This window comes from Bacillus sp. FSL K6-2971 (assembly GCF_038006405.1).
GTDB lineage: Bacteria > Bacillota > Bacilli > Bacillales > Bacillaceae > Bacillus > Bacillus pumilus.
Map to the genome: position 1 here is coordinate 2,450,893 of NZ_JBBOVD010000001.1, position 23,029 is coordinate 2,473,921.

At 41.6% G+C, this 23,029-nt stretch carries 28 protein-coding genes; 3 read left to right on the forward strand and 25 right to left on the reverse strand.

The features are described 5' to 3' along the window. The first annotated feature begins 134 nt into the window (after window positions 1–134). Window positions 135–1,019, forward strand: coding sequence for a DUF1002 domain-containing protein (locus tag MHI33_RS12985; RefSeq protein WP_003215933.1), 885 nt, complete (start codon window positions 135–137; stop codon window positions 1,017–1,019). A gap of 39 nt (window positions 1,020–1,058) precedes the next feature. Here MHI33_RS12985 and lysA read toward each other — a convergent pair whose 3' ends face one another. From lysA to MHI33_RS13100, 23 genes are all read right to left on the reverse strand, one after another. After that, complete coding sequence (gene lysA, locus MHI33_RS12990; protein WP_065098330.1) at window positions 1,059–2,384, reverse strand: diaminopimelate decarboxylase; 1,326 nt, start codon at window positions 2,382–2,384, stop codon at window positions 1,059–1,061. A gap of 116 nt (window positions 2,385–2,500) precedes the next feature. Beyond that, complete coding sequence (locus tag MHI33_RS12995; RefSeq protein WP_044141071.1) at window positions 2,501–3,973, reverse strand: spore germination protein; 1,473 nt, start codon at window positions 3,971–3,973, stop codon at window positions 2,501–2,503. Continuing rightward, on the reverse strand, window positions 3,927–4,535 hold the full coding sequence (locus MHI33_RS13000; protein ID WP_003216039.1) for a stage V sporulation protein AE: 609 nt from the start codon (window positions 4,533–4,535) through the stop codon (window positions 3,927–3,929). The genes MHI33_RS12995 and MHI33_RS13000 overlap by 47 nt, the downstream gene beginning before the upstream one ends. Before the next feature lie 6 nt (window positions 4,536–4,541). Continuing rightward, on the reverse strand, window positions 4,542–4,892 hold the full coding sequence (spoVAE, locus tag MHI33_RS13005) for a stage V sporulation protein AE (RefSeq protein ID WP_007501045.1): 351 nt from the start codon (window positions 4,890–4,892) through the stop codon (window positions 4,542–4,544). Further along, window positions 4,892–5,908, reverse strand: coding sequence for a stage V sporulation protein AD (gene spoVAD, locus MHI33_RS13010; RefSeq protein ID WP_044141070.1), 1,017 nt, complete (start codon window positions 5,906–5,908; stop codon window positions 4,892–4,894). Before spoVAD ends, spoVAE begins: the two co-directional genes overlap by 1 nt. 12 nt (window positions 5,909–5,920) lie before the next feature. Next, window positions 5,921–6,373, reverse strand: a complete 453-nt coding sequence (gene spoVAC, locus MHI33_RS13015; protein ID WP_065098331.1) for a stage V sporulation protein AC — start codon at window positions 6,371–6,373, stop codon at window positions 5,921–5,923. 19 nt (window positions 6,374–6,392) lie between these two features. Beyond that, window positions 6,393–6,809 (reverse strand): stage V sporulation protein AB, encoded by a 417-nt coding sequence (locus tag MHI33_RS13020; RefSeq protein ID WP_044141069.1) that lies wholly within the window; start codon window positions 6,807–6,809, stop codon window positions 6,393–6,395. Further along, entirely contained in the window at window positions 6,799–7,419 is a 621-nt protein-coding gene (locus tag MHI33_RS13025) for a stage V sporulation protein AA (protein WP_034661143.1), read from the reverse strand. The genes MHI33_RS13020 and MHI33_RS13025 overlap by 11 nt, the downstream gene beginning before the upstream one ends. Window positions 7,420–7,533: 114 nt before the next feature. Next, entirely contained in the window at window positions 7,534–8,301 is a 768-nt protein-coding gene (sigF, locus tag MHI33_RS13030; RefSeq protein WP_044141067.1) for an RNA polymerase sporulation sigma factor SigF, read from the reverse strand. Window positions 8,302–8,314: 13 nt separating this feature from the next. Next, window positions 8,315–8,755, reverse strand: a complete 441-nt coding sequence (gene spoIIAB, locus MHI33_RS13035; RefSeq protein WP_012010447.1) for an anti-sigma F factor — start codon at window positions 8,753–8,755, stop codon at window positions 8,315–8,317. Next, complete coding sequence (spoIIAA, locus tag MHI33_RS13040; protein WP_065098333.1) at window positions 8,752–9,105, reverse strand: anti-sigma F factor antagonist; 354 nt, start codon at window positions 9,103–9,105, stop codon at window positions 8,752–8,754. Before spoIIAA ends, spoIIAB begins: the two co-directional genes overlap by 4 nt. 162 nt (window positions 9,106–9,267) lie before the next feature. Beyond that, window positions 9,268–10,422, reverse strand: a complete 1,155-nt coding sequence (locus MHI33_RS13045) for a D-alanyl-D-alanine carboxypeptidase family protein (protein WP_376700014.1) — start codon at window positions 10,420–10,422, stop codon at window positions 9,268–9,270. A gap of 157 nt (window positions 10,423–10,579) precedes the next feature. Beyond that, entirely contained in the window at window positions 10,580–11,392 is an 813-nt protein-coding gene (locus MHI33_RS13050; protein ID WP_065098335.1) for a purine-nucleoside phosphorylase, read from the reverse strand. A gap of 11 nt (window positions 11,393–11,403) precedes the next feature. Further along, the gene (gene deoB / locus MHI33_RS13055) at window positions 11,404–12,588 is read right to left on the reverse strand and encodes a phosphopentomutase (protein ID WP_282058907.1); all 1,185 of its coding nucleotides are present in this window, start codon (window positions 12,586–12,588) and stop codon (window positions 11,404–11,406) included. 151 nt (window positions 12,589–12,739) lie between these two features. Further along, window positions 12,740–13,630 (reverse strand): site-specific tyrosine recombinase XerD, encoded by an 891-nt coding sequence (gene xerD / locus MHI33_RS13060; protein ID WP_044141062.1) that lies wholly within the window; start codon window positions 13,628–13,630, stop codon window positions 12,740–12,742. 6 nt (window positions 13,631–13,636) lie between these two features. Next, entirely contained in the window at window positions 13,637–13,864 is a 228-nt protein-coding gene (locus MHI33_RS13065; protein ID WP_003215798.1) for a YqzK family protein, read from the reverse strand. 117 nt (window positions 13,865–13,981) lie between these two features. After that, on the reverse strand, window positions 13,982–14,434 hold the full coding sequence (gene fur, locus MHI33_RS13070) for a ferric iron uptake transcriptional regulator (protein ID WP_003215577.1): 453 nt from the start codon (window positions 14,432–14,434) through the stop codon (window positions 13,982–13,984). A gap of 118 nt (window positions 14,435–14,552) precedes the next feature. Next, window positions 14,553–15,200: a stage II sporulation protein M gene (spoIIM, locus tag MHI33_RS13075; protein ID WP_034661156.1), complete on the reverse strand. Its 648-nt coding sequence runs from the start codon at window positions 15,198–15,200 to the stop codon at window positions 14,553–14,555. A gap of 116 nt (window positions 15,201–15,316) precedes the next feature. After that, window positions 15,317–16,447 carry a S8 family peptidase gene (locus tag MHI33_RS13080; protein ID WP_113767384.1) on the reverse strand — a complete coding sequence of 377 codons (1,131 nt, stop codon included), beginning with the start codon at window positions 16,445–16,447 and terminating at the stop codon, window positions 15,317–15,319. Between the two features lie 108 nt (window positions 16,448–16,555). Then, window positions 16,556–16,777: a hypothetical protein gene (locus MHI33_RS13085; protein ID WP_217012288.1), complete on the reverse strand. Its 222-nt coding sequence runs from the start codon at window positions 16,775–16,777 to the stop codon at window positions 16,556–16,558. 68 nt (window positions 16,778–16,845) lie between these two features. Further along, complete coding sequence (locus MHI33_RS13090; RefSeq protein WP_340911826.1) at window positions 16,846–17,298, reverse strand: GNAT family N-acetyltransferase; 453 nt, start codon at window positions 17,296–17,298, stop codon at window positions 16,846–16,848. Beyond that, the gene (locus MHI33_RS13095; protein ID WP_113767387.1) at window positions 17,285–18,466 is read right to left on the reverse strand and encodes a TIGR00375 family protein; all 1,182 of its coding nucleotides are present in this window, start codon (window positions 18,464–18,466) and stop codon (window positions 17,285–17,287) included. The genes MHI33_RS13090 and MHI33_RS13095 overlap by 14 nt, the downstream gene beginning before the upstream one ends. After that, on the reverse strand, window positions 18,463–19,020 hold the full coding sequence (locus tag MHI33_RS13100; protein WP_044141058.1) for an NUDIX hydrolase: 558 nt from the start codon (window positions 19,018–19,020) through the stop codon (window positions 18,463–18,465). Before MHI33_RS13100 ends, MHI33_RS13095 begins: the two co-directional genes overlap by 4 nt. Before the next feature lie 167 nt (window positions 19,021–19,187). Between MHI33_RS13100 and MHI33_RS13105 the strand changes: the two genes are divergently transcribed. Beyond that, window positions 19,188–20,111: an aldo/keto reductase gene (locus tag MHI33_RS13105; RefSeq protein ID WP_065098340.1), complete on the forward strand. Its 924-nt coding sequence runs from the start codon at window positions 19,188–19,190 to the stop codon at window positions 20,109–20,111. A 154-nt stretch (window positions 20,112–20,265) separates the two neighbouring features. Here MHI33_RS13105 and MHI33_RS13110 read toward each other — a convergent pair whose 3' ends face one another. Next, a complete protein-coding gene (locus MHI33_RS13110; protein WP_065098341.1) occupies window positions 20,266–20,487 on the reverse strand; it encodes a YqkE family protein in 222 nt (73 codons plus the stop codon). Between the two features lie 125 nt (window positions 20,488–20,612). Between MHI33_RS13110 and MHI33_RS13115 the strand changes: the two genes are divergently transcribed. Beyond that, window positions 20,613–21,545, forward strand: coding sequence for an alpha/beta hydrolase (locus MHI33_RS13115; protein ID WP_065098342.1), 933 nt, complete (start codon window positions 20,613–20,615; stop codon window positions 21,543–21,545). Window positions 21,546–21,571: 26 nt separating this feature from the next. Here the strand turns inward: MHI33_RS13115 and MHI33_RS13120 are convergent, their stop codons facing one another. Next, entirely contained in the window at window positions 21,572–22,834 is a 1,263-nt protein-coding gene (locus tag MHI33_RS13120; protein ID WP_065098343.1) for a response regulator aspartate phosphatase, read from the reverse strand. Between the last annotated feature and the right edge of the window lie 195 nt (window positions 22,835–23,029).

Here is a 23,029-nt window from a genome sequence, read left to right on the forward strand (position 1 = left end):
AAAACATCTTAAAAAGAAAATTGAAACGTCGAATCGATTTGTTACGTCTATATGATGGAGTACATTTCTTTACGTGTACTCAAAAGATGAGTTTCTCTTGAAAGAGGAACCCTTTCGACTTGAAGGAGGTCAACATGTTTAAAAAATCAATGCTTAGTATGATGGCAGCGCTCCTTTTCCTCATTGGTGCGCCAAAAGTCAGCTTAGCGGATGCAGCTGTCGGCGATGTCATCGTCACACTTGGGCAAGACTTAACTCCGGCTGATCGCCAGAAGGTGCTTGACGAGTTGAATCCACCTGAAAATGCGACAAAAATTGAAGTAACCAATAAAGAAGAGCATGAATATTTAGGAAAGTATATCCCCCGTTCTTCTATCGGGACGAGAGCATTATCATCTTCATCTATCACCATTGAAAAATCAGGTACTGGTCTGACTGTGGATACACATAACATCAAGACCATTACAGACGAGATGTATTTAAATGCTTTAATGACAGCCGGTGTCAAGGATGCTAAGGTTGTTGTGACTGCACCGTTTGAAGTTTCTGGTACAGCCGCACTGACGGGTTTATTAAAAGCCTATGAAGTGTCTAGCGACAAAGCCATTCCAGAAGATGTGAAGCAGGTAGCAAACGAAGAGCTTGTGACAACGTCTAAATTGGGTGACTCCATCGGGAAAGACAATGCTTCTGCCCTTATCGCAAAAATCAAGGATGACATTGCGAAAAATGGTGTCCCTAAAACAACAAAAGAAGTAGAAGAAAAAGTGGATCAGGCTGCTTCTGATTTAAACTTAAATCTAACGCAAGATCAAAAGGATCAGCTTATTTCTCTATTCGATAAAATGAAGAACATCAATATCGATTGGAACCAGGTAGGATCTCAAATCGATAAAGCAAAAGACAAGATTACGAAATTCATAGAATCAGATGAAGGGAAAAACCTACTTCAAAAGATTTGGGATTTCTTTGTCTCCATTTGGAACGCGATCGTCTCTGTATTTACTGGAGGAAAATAAGTCATTATAAAAAGCTGCCTGATGTACAGGCAGCTTTTTTTACGTAGATGATTTCACTTTTGATTGATACGGTAAATCAAGTTTGACAATATCCGCATATGTTTCACGTTCAACCACAAGCTGCGCTTCCCCGTCTTCTACAAATACAACAGCCGGGCGCGGGATGCGGTTATAGTTATTTGACATACTGTAGCCGTAAGCTCCGGTACAAAAGACAGCTAATAAATCTCCTTGTGATAACTCTGGCAGATCGATATCCCAAATAAGCATATCTCCGCTTTCACAGCATTTCCCTGCAATAGAAACTGTTTGATTGTGCGATTGGCTCATTTTGTTGGCACTTGCCGCTTCATATTTCGCTTGATATAAAGCTGGACGAATGTTGTCACTCATTCCCCCATCTACCGCAACATAATCGCGAATGCCAGGTACGTGTTTTGATGAACCGATCGTATAAAGCGTTGTCCCTGCGTCACCAACAAGAGAGCGGCCTGGCTCAATCCAAATCTCCGGCATATCAAACGCATAGCGTGTCACGTTCTCTTTTACAGCTTGGATAATTTTCTCGACGTATTCTGTCGCAGGAAGTGGTTCATCTTCTTCTGTATAACGGATGCCAAAGCCGCCGCCTAAGTTTAACACGGTCGAAATAAAACCAAATGATTCTCTCCATTCATCCAGCTTCAAAAAGATCTTGTCTGCTGCAAGGACAAAACCAGCTGTATCAAATATTTGTGAACCAATATGGCAATGAACGCCTAACAGCTCGATCACTTCTGATCCAAGTACTTGTTTCACCGCTTCATCTGCTTGTCCATTGTGAAGGTCAAAGCCAAATTTGGAATCCTCTTGGCCTGTTGTAATGTAATCATGCGTATGCGCTTCGACACCTGGTGTGATACGCAGCAGCACTTTCACCTGTTTTGACAGCTCTTGACCAAGCTCTTCAATGAGCTTCATTTCGTAAAAATTATCTACAACGATACAGCCGATCTCGTGCTCTAACGCCATTTTTAATTCATCTCTACTTTTATTGTTGCCATGGAAATGAATTTTTTCTACCGGAAACCCAGCGCAAATGGCTGTGTGAAGCTCCCCGCCTGATACGACATCAAGAGATAATCCTTCTTCCTTGGCAAGCTGAAACATCGCGATGGAGGAAAATGCTTTACTCGCATATGCTACCTGCGCTTTTAACTCTTCTTCTATAAATGCTTTTTGAAAGCTTTTTGCACGCTCCCGTATTAAAGCCACATCATATACATAAAGTGGTGTCCCATACGTTTCAGCTAAAGAAACGGCATCAACACCACCAATTTCTAAATGACCGAGTTCATTTTGTCTGCAAGTGCCGTGTAAATACAATGTCATTCCCTCTTTCTCCGCCTCGGCTGAAAAAAGACAGCTGCGTGAGCTGCCTTTTTGCCGTTTCTCAAAGTTAAAAATACAATATCACAATCTTCAGCCACTTTCAATGAGCGTTAAGAATTTGGCGGAATTTTTGATCTGTTTTGAGGGTGAACAATGCTTGGCCTTACTTTTGAGCCAGGAACAGACGTCCGAATCAGCACTTGCCACAAAGCCTTCCCATTAAAAGGAATAAATGGCCACATATAAGGCGTCTGCAATGAACGAATGGATGTTAAGTAGATGAGTAACAACGTAAAACCAATGATGAGTCCATTCAGCTTAAAGATCGCCACGAGCGCTAATATGATGAGTCGTACAATCTTATTGGCGACACTCAGCTCATAGCTTGGGGTTGTAAATGTACCAATTGCCGCTAGTGAGACGTATAAAATAACCTCTGGTGTAAATAAACCGACATCAATGGCAATTTGCCCAATTAAAACAGCCGCAATCAGCCCCATGGCGGTCGACAATGCGGTTGGCGTATGAATTGCAGCCATCCTTAAAAATTCCACCCCAAAATCAGCTAGAAATACTTGTAAAATCACTGGAATATGGGACGGTTTGTTAAAGCCAATATAGCTTAAATGATCTGGCAGAAGACTTGGTTCAAGGATAAACAGAAACCAAATTGGTAAAAGAAACGTTGAACATAAAATGCCTAAAAAGCGTACCCATCTTAGGAACGTACCAACTGCGGGTGCTTGGCGGTATTCTTCTGCATGTTGAACGTGGTGAAAAATGGTGGTTGGCGTAATGATGACACTAGGAGATGTATCCGTAATGATGATGACATGCCCTTCTAGTATATGGTTAGCGGCGACATCTGGACGCTCAGTGTAACGTACAAGGGGAAAGGGATTGTATCCTTGTTTAATAATGAATTCTTCAATTGTTTTATCAGACATCGTCAGCCCGTCGACTTTGATTCCTGACACTTCTTTCTCTATGATATCGACAAGATCTGGGTCCGCAATATCTTCAATGTAGCAAACACATACATCCGCTTTCGAACGTTCGCCTACTTTGAGCATTTTGTATCTCAGTTTTTCATCTCGCACCCGTCTTCGTATGAGTGCTGTATTGACAATAATGTTTTCAACAAAACCGTCTCTTGCGCCCCGGACAACCTTTTCTGTATCCGGCTCCTCTGGCATTCTGCCAGGATAGCTTCTGACATCAATGATAAATGCGTAGTTTTCACCTTCAACTACAACTGCCACAAGGCCCGACAGCACTTGGTCTACCGCTTCATCAAGTGTTTCAACCTTTGAGACCTGCTGATTAACAAGACGATTCTCAATCACACGAGCCATGTCATCTGATTCAGGTTCGTTGTCATTGATTTCAACTAGCTCTTTTAATAAGTAGATGACATACTGTGTGTCACACAGTCCATTTACATAGTAAAGTTGGATTTCCTGATCGTGTATATAAATTTTCCGCACGCCAAGGTCAAAGCTGAGACCCATTCCGACATTTTCTTTAAAGTAATCTTCATTTTTCTTCGGATCTCGGTACACGTTTACCTTGTCTTTCTTCATGGAAACCACTCCTTTCTAAAATTAATTCGACTGCTTTCATTGTGATCGGAGACCCTTTGCTCAGATCATCTTTCCGTCCCATTTTGCCAATATCTCCAATTCCAACAACAAACGGAAGATCGAGCGAATCAAGACAATACACGGTATCTCCACTCATTTTATGAGGCTCCATCTCAGGAAGACCATGCTTGTCGACACCGTATTCTGTCAGTTCACCCTCCCGGTCAATGGAAACATGAACCTTTGTCCATTCAGCTTGATGTGTTTTGGATGCAACGGCGATCGCCCCAATGACTTCAATTTCAGGATGACGCGCCACATGCTTCATCGCTATCTCCCCTGTTCCTTCACCTGTCAGACCAGAATCATCAAACATGACAAACACTGGATCATTCGGCGTTTTTAAAATCATCTGCACAAGTTCAGGTCCTGTTCGTTTGCTTGGATTTCCTTTTGAGCTGGAAATACATCGCCCACCGACATTTTTAGCAGCAAGCTCAATGGTTTTGGCAGCATATATATCTCCGTCTGTCACTAAAATGACTTTCCGTCTTTGCCCCATATTAGGTTATCCTTTCGGTTTAAAGATAAGAGCGATAATAAACGAGAATAAAATCGCAGCTGAAATTCCAGCAGAAGTTAATTCAAAAATACCGATCCCGATTCCGATGAACCCGTGTACATCTGCCTGATGCATCGCCCCATGAAGCAAGCTATGACCAAAACTGACGATTGGTACGGTTGCGCCCGCACCTGCAAATTCAATAAATTTATCATAAATACCGAATCCGTCTAAGATGGTACCCGCCACAACAAAGGTGGTCATGACATGTGCAGGCGTAAGTTTGAGTACGTCTAGTAAAAGCTGGCCAATGACGCAAATAAGTCCGCCTGCAACAAAAGCGATAAGATAATCCATTAGCTCTCTCCTCCTGCACGCTCAAATACGACACCGTGCGCAATGGTTGGAATGGTCTCTTTTTGCTGGACCATCATTGGACTTAGAAGCGCTCCGGTTGCCACAACGAGTACTCTTTGCAGATTTCCTGCTTTCATTTCTTGAAAAATGTGACTAAATGTCACAACAGCTGAACAAGCACAGCCGCTCCCACCAGCGAATACATTTTGATCGGGTGTATAGATGATTAAACCGCAATCATCATGCTTCCTCCCAAGCTGAATGCCTTCTTCCTTCAGAAGATCCTTTAAAATTGGTGAACCAATACCAGATAAATCCCCTGTTAAAATCAGATCGTAATCGTCCACCGTTCTTCCGAGGTCTTCTAAATGCTGCTTGATGGTATCTGCCGCTGCCGGAGCCATGGCCGATCCCATGTCAAATGGATCTGTAATTCCAAGATCCATCACCCTGCCTACTGTAGCGCTTGTAATTTGAATTGGAGAGGGCTCTTGGCTAATAATAACGGCCCCGCTACCAGTGACGGTACTTGTGGCTGTATCTGGTTTTTGTCCCCCGTATTCTGTTGGATTACGAAATTGGCGTTCTGCCGTTGCATTATGACTGCTTGTCGCTGCAATGGCTCTATTGGCAAAACCGCCATCAATGAGTGCTGACGCAATGGCGACCGATTCCATTGAGGTTGAGCATGCCCCAAACAAACAAAGAAACGGGATTTTCAATTCTCTTGCCACATAGTTTGCTGTGACGTTTTGATTGAGTAAATCTCCTGCCAGCAATAGATCAATATCGCTTTTTTGTAAATTTGCTTTTGATAAAGCACTGGATATCGCATCTTCCATAAGTTTTCTTTCAGCCATTTCCCAGTTCTTTTGATCACAATGGATTTCGTCATACGTTTTATCAATTAAATGACCAATCGGTCCTTCTTTTTCTTTCGGCCCTGCAGCTGTTCCCTCTGCATTGACGTAAAGCTTGTGCTCAAAAACCCAAGATTGTTTACCTGTTAGTTTCACGTTTCATTCCTCCTACGAAAACATCTTTTCCAAGACGTATCGAATGATCCCTACGACATATGCCGAAACGACACCAAATACAATGACGTTCCCAGCAAGCTTAAACATATTGGTGGCAACCCCTAAAACAAGCCCTTCACTTCTATGCTCAAGGGCAGCACTTGTCATACTGTTTGCAAATCCTGTCACCGGAACAGCCGATCCCGCTCCGGCAAACTGGCCGATTCTATCGTAAATACCGATACCAGTTAATATAGAAGAAATTAAAATGAGGGTCGCCACTGTTGGGTTCCCTGCTGTTTTTTCATTAAAATCAAAAAAGTGAATATAGAAATTTTGCAGCCCCTCGCCTATGGCACAGATCAATCCACCAACAAGAAAAGCCTTGATGCAGTTGAGGACATAAGGAGGTTTGGGCTGATACGTTTTCACCTTAGATGGATAGTTCTCTTTTAAACTCGACACGGTTGTTCCCTCCAAATTTTTAAATATAAATCAGCCAATGGAATAGTGAACCAAATACTTTGCCTAAGACAATGGCCATGAGAAGCAAAACAATTTTCCCGTCCATTCCAATTCTTTTCGTTAATATAGGAAGTACATTTAATACTTCAGTCAGCGCAGCCGCAAGCATGCCGACGAAAATGCCAGCCAAAAGACCGATCGGGAGCGCCAGCCATTTGGATAAATGCAAATGCACCTCGCTCAAGGTTGCCCAGCCGCCAACGACCGCCCCGGTGATGACAGCTGCCTCGTATCCTTGTATGAAGCGCTGCGTTTTCGTTAATTGCATTAAACGAGGGATGATGCCAAGCACTGTGAGAAATGCTACAAATCCTGCTCCTACCGTTAAACCGCCGCCAAGTCCAACTAACGCGACAAAAAGCCACTTACCGATCATGGATATCTTTCATTGTCTCTTTATTTTCTTTAAGGGCGACATAATGATCGAGATCGAGCTGATATTTAAACATCTCCACTTCGAGCGGACTTGGTTCTTCATTTAAACGCTTTTTAAATACATGATTGAAAAATAAAATCATGCCAAAGCCTAGACCGAAGCTATATGGAATTTGCAATAAATAAGGATGCTCAACCGTTTTTCCCGTGATCATTTCATATAGGCGGATATGAACGAGCCGCATACTGACATCCTCGTGGAAATTCATAATGGCAAGCGCCGCTCCGACAAATAATAGGAGCCACACGAACACAAATAAAACGGGAGAAAGCTGGCGTTTGCCTGTATCAATTTCAACAATGGCTTCAGCGCCTCCGACGGTTTGAATGTCGATGTCTGGCCATGTTTTTTTGATCGTTTTGACCACATGCATGATATCAAGAACGGCGATGTGACGATCCTTTTTACTGACATGATATATCGGCATCTTGCTAAGCTTTTGCACAGCAAACTCATCACCAGTGATTTGGGCGATATCTTCTAAATAAATGAGCTGATCATTACCGGTCTTAATGCGATGGCGCAGCCGAAGAAAGATTTGTCCGTCCATCCAAGTCACTTCCTATACGATGGGTTAAAAATAGTATGTGGTGAAAAATGGTTCTCATACCGAGAGAACTTGATTTACCGGTAATTACCACACGAAAAAAGCCAGCCGAATTGGCTAGCTCTCTTTTTGATCCATTTGCATTTGGATTTGTTTTAAAATTTTCTTTTCGAGCCGCGAGACTTGTACTTGTGAAATGCCGAGTCTCTCCGCTACCTCAGATTGTGTTTGGTCTTTATAATATCTTAAGTACACAATGAGTTTTTCTCGTTCTTCTAATTCCTTGATCGCTTCTTTCAGCGCGATTTTATCAAACCATCTTTCTTCTGAATGATCGGCAATTTGATCAAGTAATGTAATCGGGTCCCCGTCATTTTCATACACCGTTTCATGAATCGACGACGGCGTTCGGACCGCTTCTTGGGCGAGGACGACATCCTCTGGTGTGATATCTAGATATTCGGCTATTTCCAGGACGGTCGGCATTCTTCCGTGAGACTTAGACAATTCATCTCTTGCCCGCCGGATTTTATTACCAAGTTCCTTTAGTGACCGGCTGACTTTGACTGTTCCATCATCTCGAATGAATCGCTGGATTTCACCAATGATCATTGGGACAGCATAGGTCGAAAACTTCACATCATATGACAAATCAAATTTATCAACAGATTTTAGCAGTCCAATACAGCCAATTTGAAACAAATCATCTGGTTCATATCCTCTATTTAAAAAGCGCTGAACAACGGACCAAACAAGACGCATGTTTTTTTCTACGAGGAGGTCTCTTGCTTGCTGATCACCGTCTTGGCTTTTTTTGATGAGCTCTTTGACTTCATCATTTGACAGCTGGGCTTTTTTTGCTTGCTTTTTTACCTCCACATCCATATGAGCAGCTCCTTTAATTACAAAGCGCTTTGCTTTTTGATAGATGCTTTGTTAAACGGATGGTTGTGCCCATTTCTGGAGATGAGTCTATCATGACATCATCCATAAAATTCTCCATAATGGTAAAGCCCATTCCAGAGCGTTCTAAGTCTGGTTTTGTCGTGAAAAGCGGCTGTCTTGCTTCCTCAAGATCTGTAATGCCCATACCTTCGTCACGGATGGTGAGGTACACAACATGATCATCAAGTGTGACTTCGATATGCACCTTACCATCTGGATTCCCATCATAGCCATGGATAATAGAGTTTGTCACCGCCTCTGACACAACGGTTTTGATTTCTGTTAATTCATCTAATGTCGGATCAAGCTGGGCGATAAACGCCGCGACTGTCACCCTCGCAAAGGATTCATTTTGACTTAATGCAGAGAAGGTCAGGTTCATTTCATTCCTCATGATGCCACCCCCAATGTTTGCAATGCTGTTTGCTCTGAAGGCTCCATACGGATGATTTTAAATAAGCCAGACATATCAAATAACCGGTTCACTGCTGGCGAAATAGCACAGACGACCATTTCTCCGCCAAGCTGCTTAATTTCTTTATATCTTCCTAAAATCACTCCGAGACCTGAGCTGTCCATAAACGTTAAATCAGCCAAATTGAGCACAATGTGGCGAATGTCCTCTGTTTCCAAATAATTCGTCACCTTTTGTCTCAATGTTTCTGCGGAGTGATGATCGAGCTCTCCTGTTAATCGAATGCAAAGTACGCTCTCTTTTACTTGAAAATTAATATCAAGGCTCATCTTTTTATTCCTCCTTGCTCTAATTTCGGATAAAGATTGTTTCTCTTTTTTATCAAGTAAATCCTTCACCATGACAAAACTAGTGACCATTCGTCACATTTAGATGTTCTTTTCTTCTTCCTCATAGCAAAAAGACTGCCTGTTTCAGCAGCCTTCTCCTTTTTATTTCCATTTCACAAATTCAGCCATCGCTCGTTTGAAGAATGTCCAAACGCCCGCTTTTTCCATTCCTTCTTTGGCTTGAACAGGGCTTTCATGCAGCACTTTTCCGTCTTTTTTCAAGACAATGGTTCCAAGTTCCGTTCCTTTTGAGAATGGGGCCGTAACATCCTGAGACAGTTTGATTTCTTTTTTAATCTGATCCACATTTTCGCCTTTTTTCGTTAAAAGGGAGATTGGTTCAGAGGTGACAAGCTTAATTTTTTTCTTTGTCCCTTTGCTTACCTTGATTTCAGCTACATCTTGTCCTCGTTTGTAAAGCGGGTGTGTGGTGTATTGACTAAATGCATAGTCTAACATTTTGACCACTTGGGCGTTTCTGTCTTTTGGTGTACTTGCGCCGAAAACAACTGCAATGACGCGCATGTTTCCTTTTTTAGCGGATGCAGTCAAACAGTATTTGGCTTCCCCTGTAAAACCTGTTTTCAACCCATCGACACCTGGATAAAATTTAATCAATCGGTTCGTATTCACAAGCCAGAATTTTTTATCTGTGTTTTGACGGAGATAGTCTTCGTAGACACCTGTGAATTTGGTGATTTGTTCATATTTCAACAGCTCTTTTGCCATTTTTGCCATATCATGAGCTGTACTGTAATGGTCTTTTTCAGGAAGTCCTGTTGGGTTTTGAAAGACCGTAGAGGTGAGACCGAGTTCTTTTGCCTTTTTGTTCATTTGCTCGACAAACTGTTCTTCAGATCCGGCAATATGCTCTGCCATGGCAACTGAAGCATCATTTCCAGACGCAATCGCAATGCCTTTCAGCATTTCTTTCACGGTCATTTCTTCTCCAGGTTCAAGAAAGATTTGTGACCCTCCCATTGAAGCTGCATAGTCACTTGTTCTTACCTTGTCAGTCATTTTCAGTTTTCCTTGATCAATGGCTTCCATGATGAGAAGCATCGTCATGATTTTGGTCATACTTGCGGGTGCCAGCTTTTCATCGCTGTTTTTGTTGTAAAGCACTTTTCCCGTGTCACGTTCTATTAAGATGGCTGATTTGGCTTCGTGCACCAATTCTGATGTTTGTTTTTCTTCTGGTTTTTCAATCTTTTCTTTTGCTATCGCTGATGGTGAAACCATTGAGATAATGATCATTAAAATAAACAATGCACATATATGACGTTTCAAGTGGCAGACCTCCATTATCGTAATCCTTTCTATTTTTTCCTCATCGAGGCTGTTTTATTCAGAGATCATATGATTGACATAAAAAAAGCCTTCTGTCGATAAACAGAAGGCTTCTTAAAACATGCTATGAGAGTTGTTTGACAATGTCTTTTACTAAATCAAGGAAACTCGCTTTCACTTTTTCGGTTACTTCAATGACTTCATCATGAGACAGCGGCTGATCTAAAATACCTGATGCCGCATTAGAAATACAAGAAATACCTAGCACTTTGATTCCTGCATGACGCGCAACAATCACCTCTGGGACCGTCGACATGCCTACAGCATCTGCGCCAAGTGTTCTGAGGAAACGAACTTCAGCCGGTGTTTCATATGAAGGACCTGTCATCCCTGCATAAACACCCTGCTGTACAGATATGCCTAAGCGCTGAGCTGTTTCTTCTGCAAGTGCCAGCAAATCTTTATCGTATGGGGCAGACATATCAGGAAAACGAACGCCTTGACTGTCATTTGGTCCAATTAATGGATTGGTCCCCATCATATTGATATGATCTGTAATCAGCATGAGATCGCCTGGATGGAATGAAGTATTCACACCGCCGGCTGCATTTGTCACAATGCATGTCCCAATGCCAATTTCTTTCATCACACGGACTGGAAACGTCACTTGCTTCATATCATATCCTTCATAGAAGTGAAAACGTCCTTGCATCGCACATACGACAGTGCCTTTCAGCGTCCCGATGACGAGCTGTCCTGCATGACCTTCTACTGTTGAAACAGGAAATCCAGGAATATCTTCATATTTCAATTTGATTGGATTTTCAATCTCATCTGCTAAAATGCCAAGTCCTGAACCTAAGATCAATCCAACTGTTGGTACGTATGTCGATGCTTGTTTAATGTATGCCGCCGCTTCTGAAAACTGTGCTCCCACGAGATTTCCCCCTATTTGAGTTTAGATAAAAAGCTTGTGCCGTATTTTGGCATCGTTGTCTTGAAATTGTCTGCGACCGTTGCTCCAAGATCAGCAAAGGTTTTTGAAGTTGACAGTTCATTTGCTCCTTGATGCTTTTTGCTGTAAGCAATGAGCGGAACATATTCTCTTGTATGATCTGTTCCGTGATGAACCGGGTCATTTCCATGATCTGCTGTAATGACAAGAAGATCATCCTCTTTTAACAGGTCAAATACTTCAGGAAGACGGGCGTCAAATTCCTCTAGTGCTTTTCCGTAACCCTCTGGATCTCTTCTATGTCCGTAAAGGGCGTCAAAGTCAACAAGGTTTAAAAAGCTGAGTCCCGTAAAGTCTGTTTTAAGTGTATCGACCAGCTTGTCCATTCCGTCCATGTTCGATTTTGTTCTGAGAGAAGAGGTGATTCCTTCTCCATCATAAATATCAGAGATTTTGCCGATCGCAATCACATCGAGCCCATCATCTTTCAGCTCATTCATGACTGTACGGTCAAATGGTTTTAGAGCATAGTCATGACGGTTTGGTGTTCTGACAAATGCCCGAGGCTCCCCGACAAATGGACGAGCGATAACGCGGCCAACCATATATTTTTCATCTAATGTGAGCTCACGTGCAATTTCACAAATACGATAAAGTTCATCTAATGGCACCACTTCTTCGTGCGCAGCAATTTGCAACACAGAATCCGCAGATGTATAAACGATTAGATCGCCTGTTTTCATGTGCTCTTCGCCAAGCTCGTCTAAAATTTCAGTACCAGACGCAGGTTTATTTCCAATAATGCCTCTGCCTGTTTTTTCTTTTAGTTCATTTAGTAGTTCATCTGGGAATCCGTCTGGAAAAACTCTGAACGGTGTGTCTATGTAAAGACCCATGATTTCCCAGTGTCCTGTCATTGTGTCTTTACCATTTGATGCCTCTTGCATTTTTCCATAATACGCAAGCGGTTTTTCATCCGCTGGAATTCCTTTGATTTCTTTAATATGACTCAGCCCAAGCTTCGCCATATTCGGCATATGAAGCCCGTTCATTTTTTCAGCAATATGTCCTAGTGTATCTGCACCTACATCATTAAATTCAGCAGCATCAGGTGCTTCCCCAATTCCTACTGAATCCATTACGACGAGGAAAATGCGTTTATACTGATAATCAGGCATTAAAAAGCGCCTCCTTCAATATTCTTGTCTTTTAACCTTTCAAAAAGAGAGGTCTGACATCTCAAGTATAAACCGTTTACAAGCCGGTTGACAACCATAAACGGTGCAAACATGAAAAAGCATGACACACGTTCACCGTGTCATGCTTTACTTATGCCCTTGGATGGAATTTGTGATACACATCTTTCAGTCTTGTTTTCGTCACATGTGTATAAATTTGTGTTGTCGAGATATCGGCATGTCCGAGCATCTCCTGCACAGCTCTTAGGTCTGCACCGTTTTCAAGCAGATGTGTTGCAAATGAATGCCTGAGTGTATGGGGGGTGAGTTCTTTTTGAATCCCTGCTTCAAGAGCTCTTTTTTTCAAATTCTTCCAGAAGCCTTGCCGCGACATTTTTTTCCCGTGATGATTGAGAAATAAGGCATCTGCCGGCTGTTTTTTTAGCAGCTTGCTTCTGCCCTTTTCGAGATATTCTTCAATCGCACTTGCGCAAGCTTCACCAATTGGCACAATCCGCTCTTTTCTTCCTTTACCGAAACAACGGATAAAGCCCATTGTGAGGTGAACATCGGCAAGGGTCAGGTCCAGCATTTCACTGACGCGAATGCCTGTTGCATATAAGAGCTCGAGCATCGCTTTGTCACGGTAGTCAAATGGAGTGTGCTGATTTGGTGTATCAAGCAGCTTTTCGACTTCCTCTAGTGATAGAACTTTCGGTAATTTCCGCTCTGTTTTTTGCGTTTCAATGTTCCATGACGGATCATCTGTTGTCACTTTTTCCCGGAGCAGAAATTGGTGGAAGGAACGGATCGAGGAGAGATGCCGTACTGACGTTTTGCTCGATTTCCCTTCCTCTTTTAGCTGTTTTAAATAATGAATGATATGCAGGCGAGTGACATCTTTTATATCTGTCAGCTGCTCATGTGTCATTAAAAAAGACAAGTAGTTCTGTAAATCTCGTTTATAAGAAACAATGGTATTTTCAGAGAGTCCTCTCTCTACTGTCATAAAATGAATAAAGTCGGATAATTGATCGTTCAATGATTTCTACTCCCCGTTTTGATAAAAATAAATCAATCGGTCTTGCCAGTTGTCTTGATTCGGCTGATCCATTTCCATCACTTTAATTGCTGCACCCTCTGGTTTATCATAACGATGGTAGCTTTCATATTCTGAATTTATCCATATCATAGCATAATAGAACAGGACGGTAAAACCAGTGAACAAGATAAATACCTTCATCACTTCACCTGTTGTTTTGAGCCATTTTCGCATGATTCTCATGTCCTTTCTCAGCTTCTCATTACTTCAGCATATGCCAGGTGGGACAAGGAATATACAGAGAAAATGCAAAAAACCTCTTCATCTTAAATGAAAAGGTTCCAATTCGGATTATTTGCCGGATTCATCATCATGACACCGGTGGCAAATGCCATGGAATGTCAATCTATGATCCTTAATTTTAAATTTCCAGTCACGTTCAATAATCTCTTCAACGTCTTCTAATAAATCATCTTCTATCTCATCGACTGTCCCGCATTCCATGCAGACAAGATGGTGATGGAAGTGGGCGGCTCCTTCTTTGCGAAGATCATATCGCGAAACGCCGTCTCCAAAGTTAATTTTATCAACAACTTTCAGTTCAGTTAGCAATTCTAACGTTCGATAAACAGTAGCAAGACCAATTTCAGGAGACTTCTCTTTTACGAGGAGGTATACATCTTCTGCACTTAAATGGTCTTCTTCATTCTCAAGCAGTACTCTGACTGTTGCTTCACGCTGTGGCGTGAGCTTATAGCTGGAAGAATGAAGCTGTTTCTTAATTCGATCAATCCGATTTTCCATTGACTTTCCCTCCTACGCCACATTACTTGATCATTATATCAAATGATGTGCTGGGAGCCAACTATAATCATTTTAAATTAATAAATAAATTGATTATTATTTAATAACAATTATAAATTTATGAAAAAAGAACACCTGCCAGCTTTTTCATGAGCATGAAGGAGACATACGATTCAAAAAAGGACGAAAGTGCAGCAAGCGCTAAAATCATCAGAAGAACAGATGCATAACGGGCGAACCACTGAACAGGTGCTTGACTGATGGTTTTTTTCATGAACAGCTGCCCAATGAGACGAATGGAAAACGCAATCGCGCATGTCCCAATCACTAAATAGGCCGGAATAAGCAATATGTTTTGCGGAAGAACCGATACGAACGAAAGGAAGAAACCACTCAGCCCCATTTGATTTACTAGAAAACCAACTGTAAACCCAACGACAATTCCTTTTAAAAAGATCATGAGAAAGATGAGCGGCAGGCCAATGATAGATATTCCTAGTATCCACATAAGACCTAAATATTTCATATGATGCAAAAAGCTTTGCAAAAACATTTCTTTTGATTCTGCTGCTTTCTCATTTGTCAGCTGACCAAAAAATTGATTTAAATAATAGAATAAATCCTCTTTCTGACTAATTGTCATACTATTGACGATGATGGCCCCAAAGATTACACCCATTAAAAAGAGTACAGAGACAAACAAATAAATCGATAGATGGTCTTTTACGTGCTGAAGAAGATGTTCCTTCCAAGACTTTTTCCGCATGCGTCTTCCTCCCAAATAGTAAAGATTACTAGATTCTATGAGAGAGATTACGAAACATGACAGTTTTATTGAAAGAAAAAAGAGAAAGCAGCCTAAACACCGCTCTCTCTTCTCATTTATCGTGCCGCTTTTTGTACGTTCACAAGCCCAGCACCATAGTAAAAAGGATCTCCAAGCTGTGTAGCCGTTTTTGAAAGTCTCTCGCGTACTTCATCGTTTGTCAGATTCGGATGTTTTGATAGAATGACAGCCGCAGCTCCTGCTACATGCGGTGATGCCATGGATGTTCCGCTCTTGTAGCCATATTCATTATGGGGAATAGTGCTGAGCGTTGAAACGCCTGGTGCTGAAACTTCCACTTCTTCGCCTACAGATGAATCAAAAGCTCTTTGTTTTCTTTGGTCAACAGAAGCAACCGCTATCACTGAGCTGTATTTGGCTGGATAGTCAACCGTGTTGAGAGAGCCATAACTTCCTGCATTCCCAGCAGAAGCCACAATGAGAATACCTTTGTCATATGCTCGATCTACCGCTTCTTTCAGCGCTTCAGATTCACTTGCTCCTCCCATACTAATATTGATGACATCCATGTCATTCTCAATGGCCCATTCAATTCCTTTAATAATCCAGCTATAGTAGCCATCACCATTTTCATCTGCCACCTTGACCGCATAGATAGAAGCTTTTGGCGCAACACCAACGACACCTACCTTATTATCTAACGCTGCAATTGTGCCCGCCACATGCGTCCCGTGTTCATGCGGGTCAACAAGCGGATCTGACTCTGTTGGAACAAAGCTGACTCCGCCGGTGACATGTAGATCTTCATGTTTGCCATCAATGCCGCTGTCAAGAACGGCTACTTTGACATTTTGTCCAGCGTATCCCCGTTTATGTACCTTTTGTGCTTTGATGCTTTTGATGCCATATGGGATCGTTTGACCGCTTGTTTTTGCCTTTTGGTCCTCCTCAATGAAGGTCACTTCTTTTGCCTGATTTAGTTTCTTTTTCGATGCCTCATTCAAGGAAACTTTCATCATATCTATCTGCTCTATGGATTCTTTTACATGTCCACCAGCTTCTTCAACAAGCTGTTTTTGTGTATGATCTTGAACGGAAGAAGAAAAGCCGATCATGTACTCTTTTTTTGCTTGTTCCTTTGCAGAAATATGTGAGGCGCCGAACGTGACCGATGCCAACATCATACTTGCCATACAAAGCCCTGCTCCAATTGACTTGACGTTCACAATACTCACTCTCCCTTTCATCTTTTTGCCATTTAACTACATTTTTAGACAAAAAGAAACGACCGTTTGTCCTATTTTTTAAAACTTTCCATTTATTTGAACTAGTTGTCACAAAAAAGCAAAATAAAAATGCTTATGATCCTCTTGATAGTGATCATAAGCATTCCTTTTTTTATGTTTTTTCATCATGTGCTGCAAGGCTTCTTGTTTTGTTTTAGTCTTTCTTTCATGTGTACTAAAGTGCGCCATGGTTCCTCTCGACAGTTCCGGGTTTCGGCTGTGCTGCCTTTCAATATGTTCTCGTTTTTTCTTTGCATTGCTTTTTCCCATTTGGCAAAACCCCTTTCGTTGACGTTATGATACACGATGCGACATAAAAAAGATAGACGTCTACACGCCTATCTTTCTGTTTTCACCATATCAAGATGAGGAATCCCATCTTCATCATAACAATCTGAAACGGCCTTAAAACCAAAGGATTCGTAAAACGATTTCAGGTAGGCCTGCGCCTGAATTTTGACACTTGTTTCACCTAAGTCATTCAGCTTTTCCAAAGCCTTGCTGAGCAGGATTTTTCCATAGCCTTTTTTTCGGCCTGCCTGCGTCACAAGAACGCGGCCAATGGACGCCTCTTCGTACATGATTCCGCTTTGAAAAATTCGGCAATAAGCCACAATCGTGCCGTCCTCTTTTGCCATCAGATGAAAGGCTTCTTGATCCCGGTGATCAATTTCAGGGTAAGGGCATGTTTGTTCAACAACAAACACATTGACTCTTTCCATTAAGATCAGGTAAAGATCCTCTTTTGTCAATTGTTCAAACGTTTCACTTGTCCAGTTAACTTGATTCATGATTGATATCCACCTTACCGTACACTCCGCCCCCGCCAGCGATCAGTTCGACTTCACCTTTTCTTGCTTTAATGATGTAATTGGCTGTTTTTTCTGGCAGGACAGCTTTTAGTTCTTGTTCTGTTGCTTGATGAAGGATATTCATCTCTGTGTGAAACACGGCTTTTAGCTTCTCCAGCGTTTTGGCTCCAACACCCGGAATAAATTGAAGCGGAAGCTGATGAACATAAGGAGGTCTTGTTCCTTTGTCACTTTCCTGGTCAGCAAGCTCCTTTAAACGCTCACTCACTCCTTTTGTCATCCGGGTATGTCCGCATGCGTGACACTTTTCTTGATCTAGCGCGCGAGGTCTTAATCCGCACTTCTCGCAGGTTGTATGATAGTACTTCCCAAGCCGCGGGGCGAGCCCATAATTTCCTGTGATGGCTCTCCCCCCTTTCCCTTCAAGGGCTAGTTTAAATTCGGCAAAAGAGGCATGGTCCATGCGGATTTTTGTATATTCTCGCGCGATTTTTCCTAAAGAATGAGCGTCTGAATTCGTTAAAAAGGGATAACGGTTCAGTTCGCTTAACTGGGACGCCATTGACGTATCGCAGCTAAGTCCTAGTTCAACAGCATCAATGAGGTCCGGATCGAACACTTCCGTTAAAGACGTGCTGACTCCTTTGCCAAATAAGCTTTTATGCGGGGTGAAAATATGAGCAGGAATAAATAAGCCTCCTAGCTCCTTGACCTTATGCTGAAGTGTTTTCCCATCCACATAGAGGCGCTGTGAACTCAAATGCACATTTTTCATATGTAGCGCGAGCCATGCGGAGAACTCAGCCATTTTGCGCAGTGTAGGCATAAATGCAAGCACGTGAATCGGACCTTTTGAATGGTTATCGTTAATTTCTAATTCACTGCCTAAAAGCAGCACGGTCTGTTCAAATGATAGACCGCCATCACTTAGTTCAGTGTACTTGCCTTCCTCTACACCTTCTATTAATTCTTCTAGGACTTCTGGAGATTGTGCATCAATCACACCAATCATCCCCATCCCTTTACTTTGCGTTGCTTCAATGAGAATTTGGTCAATTGTCAGTGACCTTGCACCTGTAATTTTAACAGCTCTGCCTGTTCTTGTTCTGCCAATATGAATATGGATGTCTGCAAAAAACTCCCTCATTTTGTTGACTTAAGTACCTCTTGCAGTTGTAAGTACTGAATGGCATAGGCTGTTTTTGCATCATAAATATGCTGCTTTTCAATGAGGTGCAAGGCTTCTTCTAATGAAACTTCCATCACTTCAACAAATTCATCTTCATCCAGCTCTCTTTTTTCTTCAAGCGGAACTAGCTGATCTGCAAGATACATGTGGACGATTTCATCTGCAAAACCTGGTGATGTATAAAAGGCTGTCAGCTTTTGAAGCTTCTGAGTGGTGTATCCTGTTTCTTCTTCTAATTCTCGCAGTGCTGTATGTGCCGGCTCTTCCCCTGGCTCTAATTTACCAGCCGGAATTTCAACGATGGCTCTCTCTAGTGCTTTACGGTATTGCTTGACCAAGATGATTTTATTTTCGTCTGTCCGAGCAATGACGGCTACTGCACCAGGATGTTTGATGATTTCGCGTTTGCCTTGTTTTCCATTTGGCAATTGTACATCTTCAAGAACCAAATCAATGATTTTTCCGTTGTATAATTCTTTAGTCGATAATGTTTTTTCTTCAAAGTCCTTCAATTTTGTCAGCTCCTCGTTCTACTTTCACTTTTTACTTCATTCATTTTAACATAGATGATTTAAGAGAAGCGAAATGCGGACGCTTGCTTCAATGCGCCATTTGAAGTCACCTAGCTTGAATTCCAGATTTTTTTCACTTAATGTGAAGGAATAGGAGTGTGATGGAATTGAAAAAAAGACGAATTGGTACATCGGATCTTTTGGTGAGCGAAGCGGCTCTAGGATGTATGTCCCTAGGAACAGAAAAAGGAAAAGCGCTCTCTTTATTAGATGAAGCCATTGATCTTGGAATTAACTATTTGGATACAGCCGATTTATATGATTTTGGGACAAATGAGGAAATTGTCGGGGAAGCGATTAAAAACAGGCGGCAAGATTTAATTTTGGCCACAAAAGGCGGCAACCGCTTTGAAAAAGGCAAATCTGGCTGGGACTGGGACCCTTCAAAGGCATACATAAAAGAAGCCGTAAAACAAAGCCTCAAGCGGCTGCAAACAGATTATATTGATTTATACCAATTGCACGGAGGCACGATCAATGATCCTATCGATGAGACGATTGAGGCTTTTGAAGAATTAGTGGAAGAAGGCGTTATTCGCTATTATGGCATCTCTTCTATCCGTCCAAACGTCATTAAAGAATACGCCAAAAAATCAAACATCGTCAGTGTCATGATGCAATATAGTTTACTCGACCGCCGTCCAGAGGAATGGTTCTCTCTTCTTGAAGAACAAGGCATTAGTGTCGTGGCAAGAGGACCTTTAGCAAAAGGGCTTTTAACCGAAAAACCACTTTCGCAAGCAAGTGCCTCGATTCAAAAAAACGGCTATCTTCAATATTCATTTGACGAGCTTCAGCAAGTCATTCCTTCTTTAAAGAAAGTCGCTTATGACCTATCACTCACAGAGCTGTCCATTCAATATTTGCTTAAGAATTCTGCGGTTAGTTCCGTTGTTTTTGGCGCAAGCTCGGTGGAACAGTTAAAAGAAAATGCGGCAGCGGCCAATGCACGTTCTTTAAGTGACCAAGAAGTAAAAGCATTGACTTACTATACAAAACCATCTGTGTACGAGGCGCACCGGTTTAAATAAGATAAAAAGAGATCACCTGATGTGACCTCTGATGATTGTAGAGAAACTCATGTTTTTCTACAATTTTTCTATTTTATCGTATGTATGATGAGTGAACTCTTTTTCATATTTAACAAATGATGACATAAAAAAAGAAGCATCAGTGCTCCCTTTTTTAGCTTTTATATTTTCTCCAGTCCAAATGACTTTCATCTAGTAACTCCGAGAAGCTTTTGTTTTTTTCTTTTTCTTTCTGCTGCCGAAGGAGGCCTTGTCGTTTTTGTTCTTCTCTTTTTTCTGTCTCGGCGGCCAGATTCTGCTTCATTTGAAGGAGCTGCTGTTTGAGATCCTCGTTTATGCCGTCCTTTAATTTCGCTTGATCATTGTTCTTTTTCATTGTGCCTCTCTCCTTTTGCCTCTAAGTGTATCATCCGTTTTATTTCCTGAGCAAGAGTCACGCCAATCTCCCAACATGTGGTATGATCATCATAGGAAAAACCTCGGAAAGGAAGAATCAGCTAGATGAGAAAATGGATCGCTATACTTGCCTTCATATTATGTCCGCTCGTTGCAATCGGAATTTTTTTCACCAATAAAATGATGTATATTCGAAAATTAACAGATGAAGAGCTCATCAAACGAGAAGCAGATGAAGGGCATTATCATCATGAAGAGTTTCAACAGCTTAACAAAGAGAAAGTGTGTATTCCTTCAGCATTTGGTTATGAGCTTCATGGCTATTTTGTGCCGCACTCACATCCGCATACAACACGCACCATCGTACTTTGTCATGGCGTCACAGTCAGTTTAATAAATTCCGTTAAGTATATGAAATTATTCCAAAAGCTTGGGTGGAATGTGATGCTTTATGATCATAGACGACATGGAATGAGTGGCGGAAAAACCACGAGTTATGGGTACTACGAAAAAGAAGATTTAGCGCAGGTCGTGAAGTGGCTTAGACAAAGACTCGGGGAAAATGCTATTATCGGTATACATGGAGAATCAATGGGGGCAGTCACGACTTTGTTATATGCCGCAAAGCCGGAAGCAAGTGCCAATTTTTACATAGCTGACTGTCCTTTTGCTTCTTTTGAGGATCAGCTTCTCTATCGATTAAAAACAGATTTTCGTCTTTCAGGGCAATGGATTCTTCCACTAAGTGATCGAGTGTTAAAATGGCGGGATGGATACAGCATTCGGCAAGTGTCACCGCTTGATGTGATCGATCAGGTGAGAGAACCTGTGCTTTTTATCCATAGTCTTTATGATGACTATATTCCATGCGAGCAGAGTCAGCAGCTATATGCTCGAAAAAAAGGTGATAAACAGCTATTTATAGCGCCGCACGGGGCACACGCGATGTCTTTTAGTGAAAATAAAGAAGCTTACGAACAAGAAGTTCAAGCATTCCTTCAACCATTTGAATCGAATGATGATAAAAGAGGAGAATGAACAGCAGTTCGTCTCCTCTTTTTGAGCTAACTTATGCGATAGTCACCACTGTTGTATGATGTCTGCCCGCCAGTTCCATATGACTCTCTTCCGATTGCTGCTGACTCATGACCGATAATCCTGCAGTTGCTGCCAATAAAAGAACTATCAAACTCGTTTTCATATAAATGACCCCCATTTTGAATTTTTGATATGGCTTGAATCTTCCGTTCGTAAAACCGTGTCGATGCTTCATACAGTCCAAGCTCATTGTAATAATGAGCCGCATCAAGTGCCAATTCCTCAATGTCTGGGTATAAGCGCTTGTCCTCGAGCAGGTCTAATGTATCGTCTATGATCGTTATTTCTGCATCAACGTATAATGCTTTTAAGAACTGAAATTTGCAGATGTAAATTTCATCTTCTAATTCACAGGCTTTCATAATACCTTTTTGATAGAGGGTTAACGACTCTTCTATTTGTTTTTGTTTAAACAGGATTTGGGTGAGCATAAATAGTGGGTCTAGAGAGCGATTAAGATGGGTTAAATTCTCCTTTTCAAACACTTCAAGAGAGTCTTTCAGATAACGGCTTGCTTCCGCAAGATCGTTCATTTGGTAATAACAGTTACCTAAGTTGAAAAGGGCCGAACCTATGACTCGAGGGTTTCCAATCGTGCGTGCTCGATTTAGAGCATTTTTAAAGTAGGGCAATGCATGTTCATAGCATTTCAAATCATCATAGTTTGCACCGATGACAAATTCACAGTGGATGATTCTCAGCGTGTACGTTCTGTAGGCAGAGTACGTATTTAACGCTTGCAAGGCATAGTGCATCGAAAAGTGGGTTTGTTTCATGTGGTAGTATATTTCAGCTAATTTAAAGTAAAATTCTGCTCTTTCTATATCATCTGATATGAGATTGAGCTTTTTTTCTGCTGAACGGTAATAGGCAATGGCACTTAAATAGTTTTGCTGTTCAAACTCAAACATTCCTGTGAAAAAATGAACATAGTATTCAAGCATGTCCGTTAATTTCGTTTGCGAATGTTCGATCGTTTCTAACAGGTTTTTAATTTCTTCATCATTTGAGGCTTTCTTTGCCGGTTCAAAATATTCAAGCATCACCTTATGGCGAAAATCCATCAGCTGGTAAAACAGCAACAAGTTTTGATCCTGCTCCATCTCCAGAATTTCCTGCTCGATCTCGGCCTTCAGCTTCTCTGCTTTCATGACATGAAATCCGCAAATCTGCCTATACCATTCGTTTATTTTAATTCCAACCTGAGGCGATGACAGCTTGAGCTTCAATTCACTTTAGCACCTCCCTTCTCATATACGATACATGTTGTATTCTATCATATTTCCTCGAATGGAAGAAATATGAAATGTCATTTTTCGCAAAGTTTTCGGTATCCCGCAATAACCGCTTCCATTGCCTATTTTTCGGCATTTATATCCATGATTTTTTCATTTCTATTTTTTTCATTTTGTCGAATTGGTTGT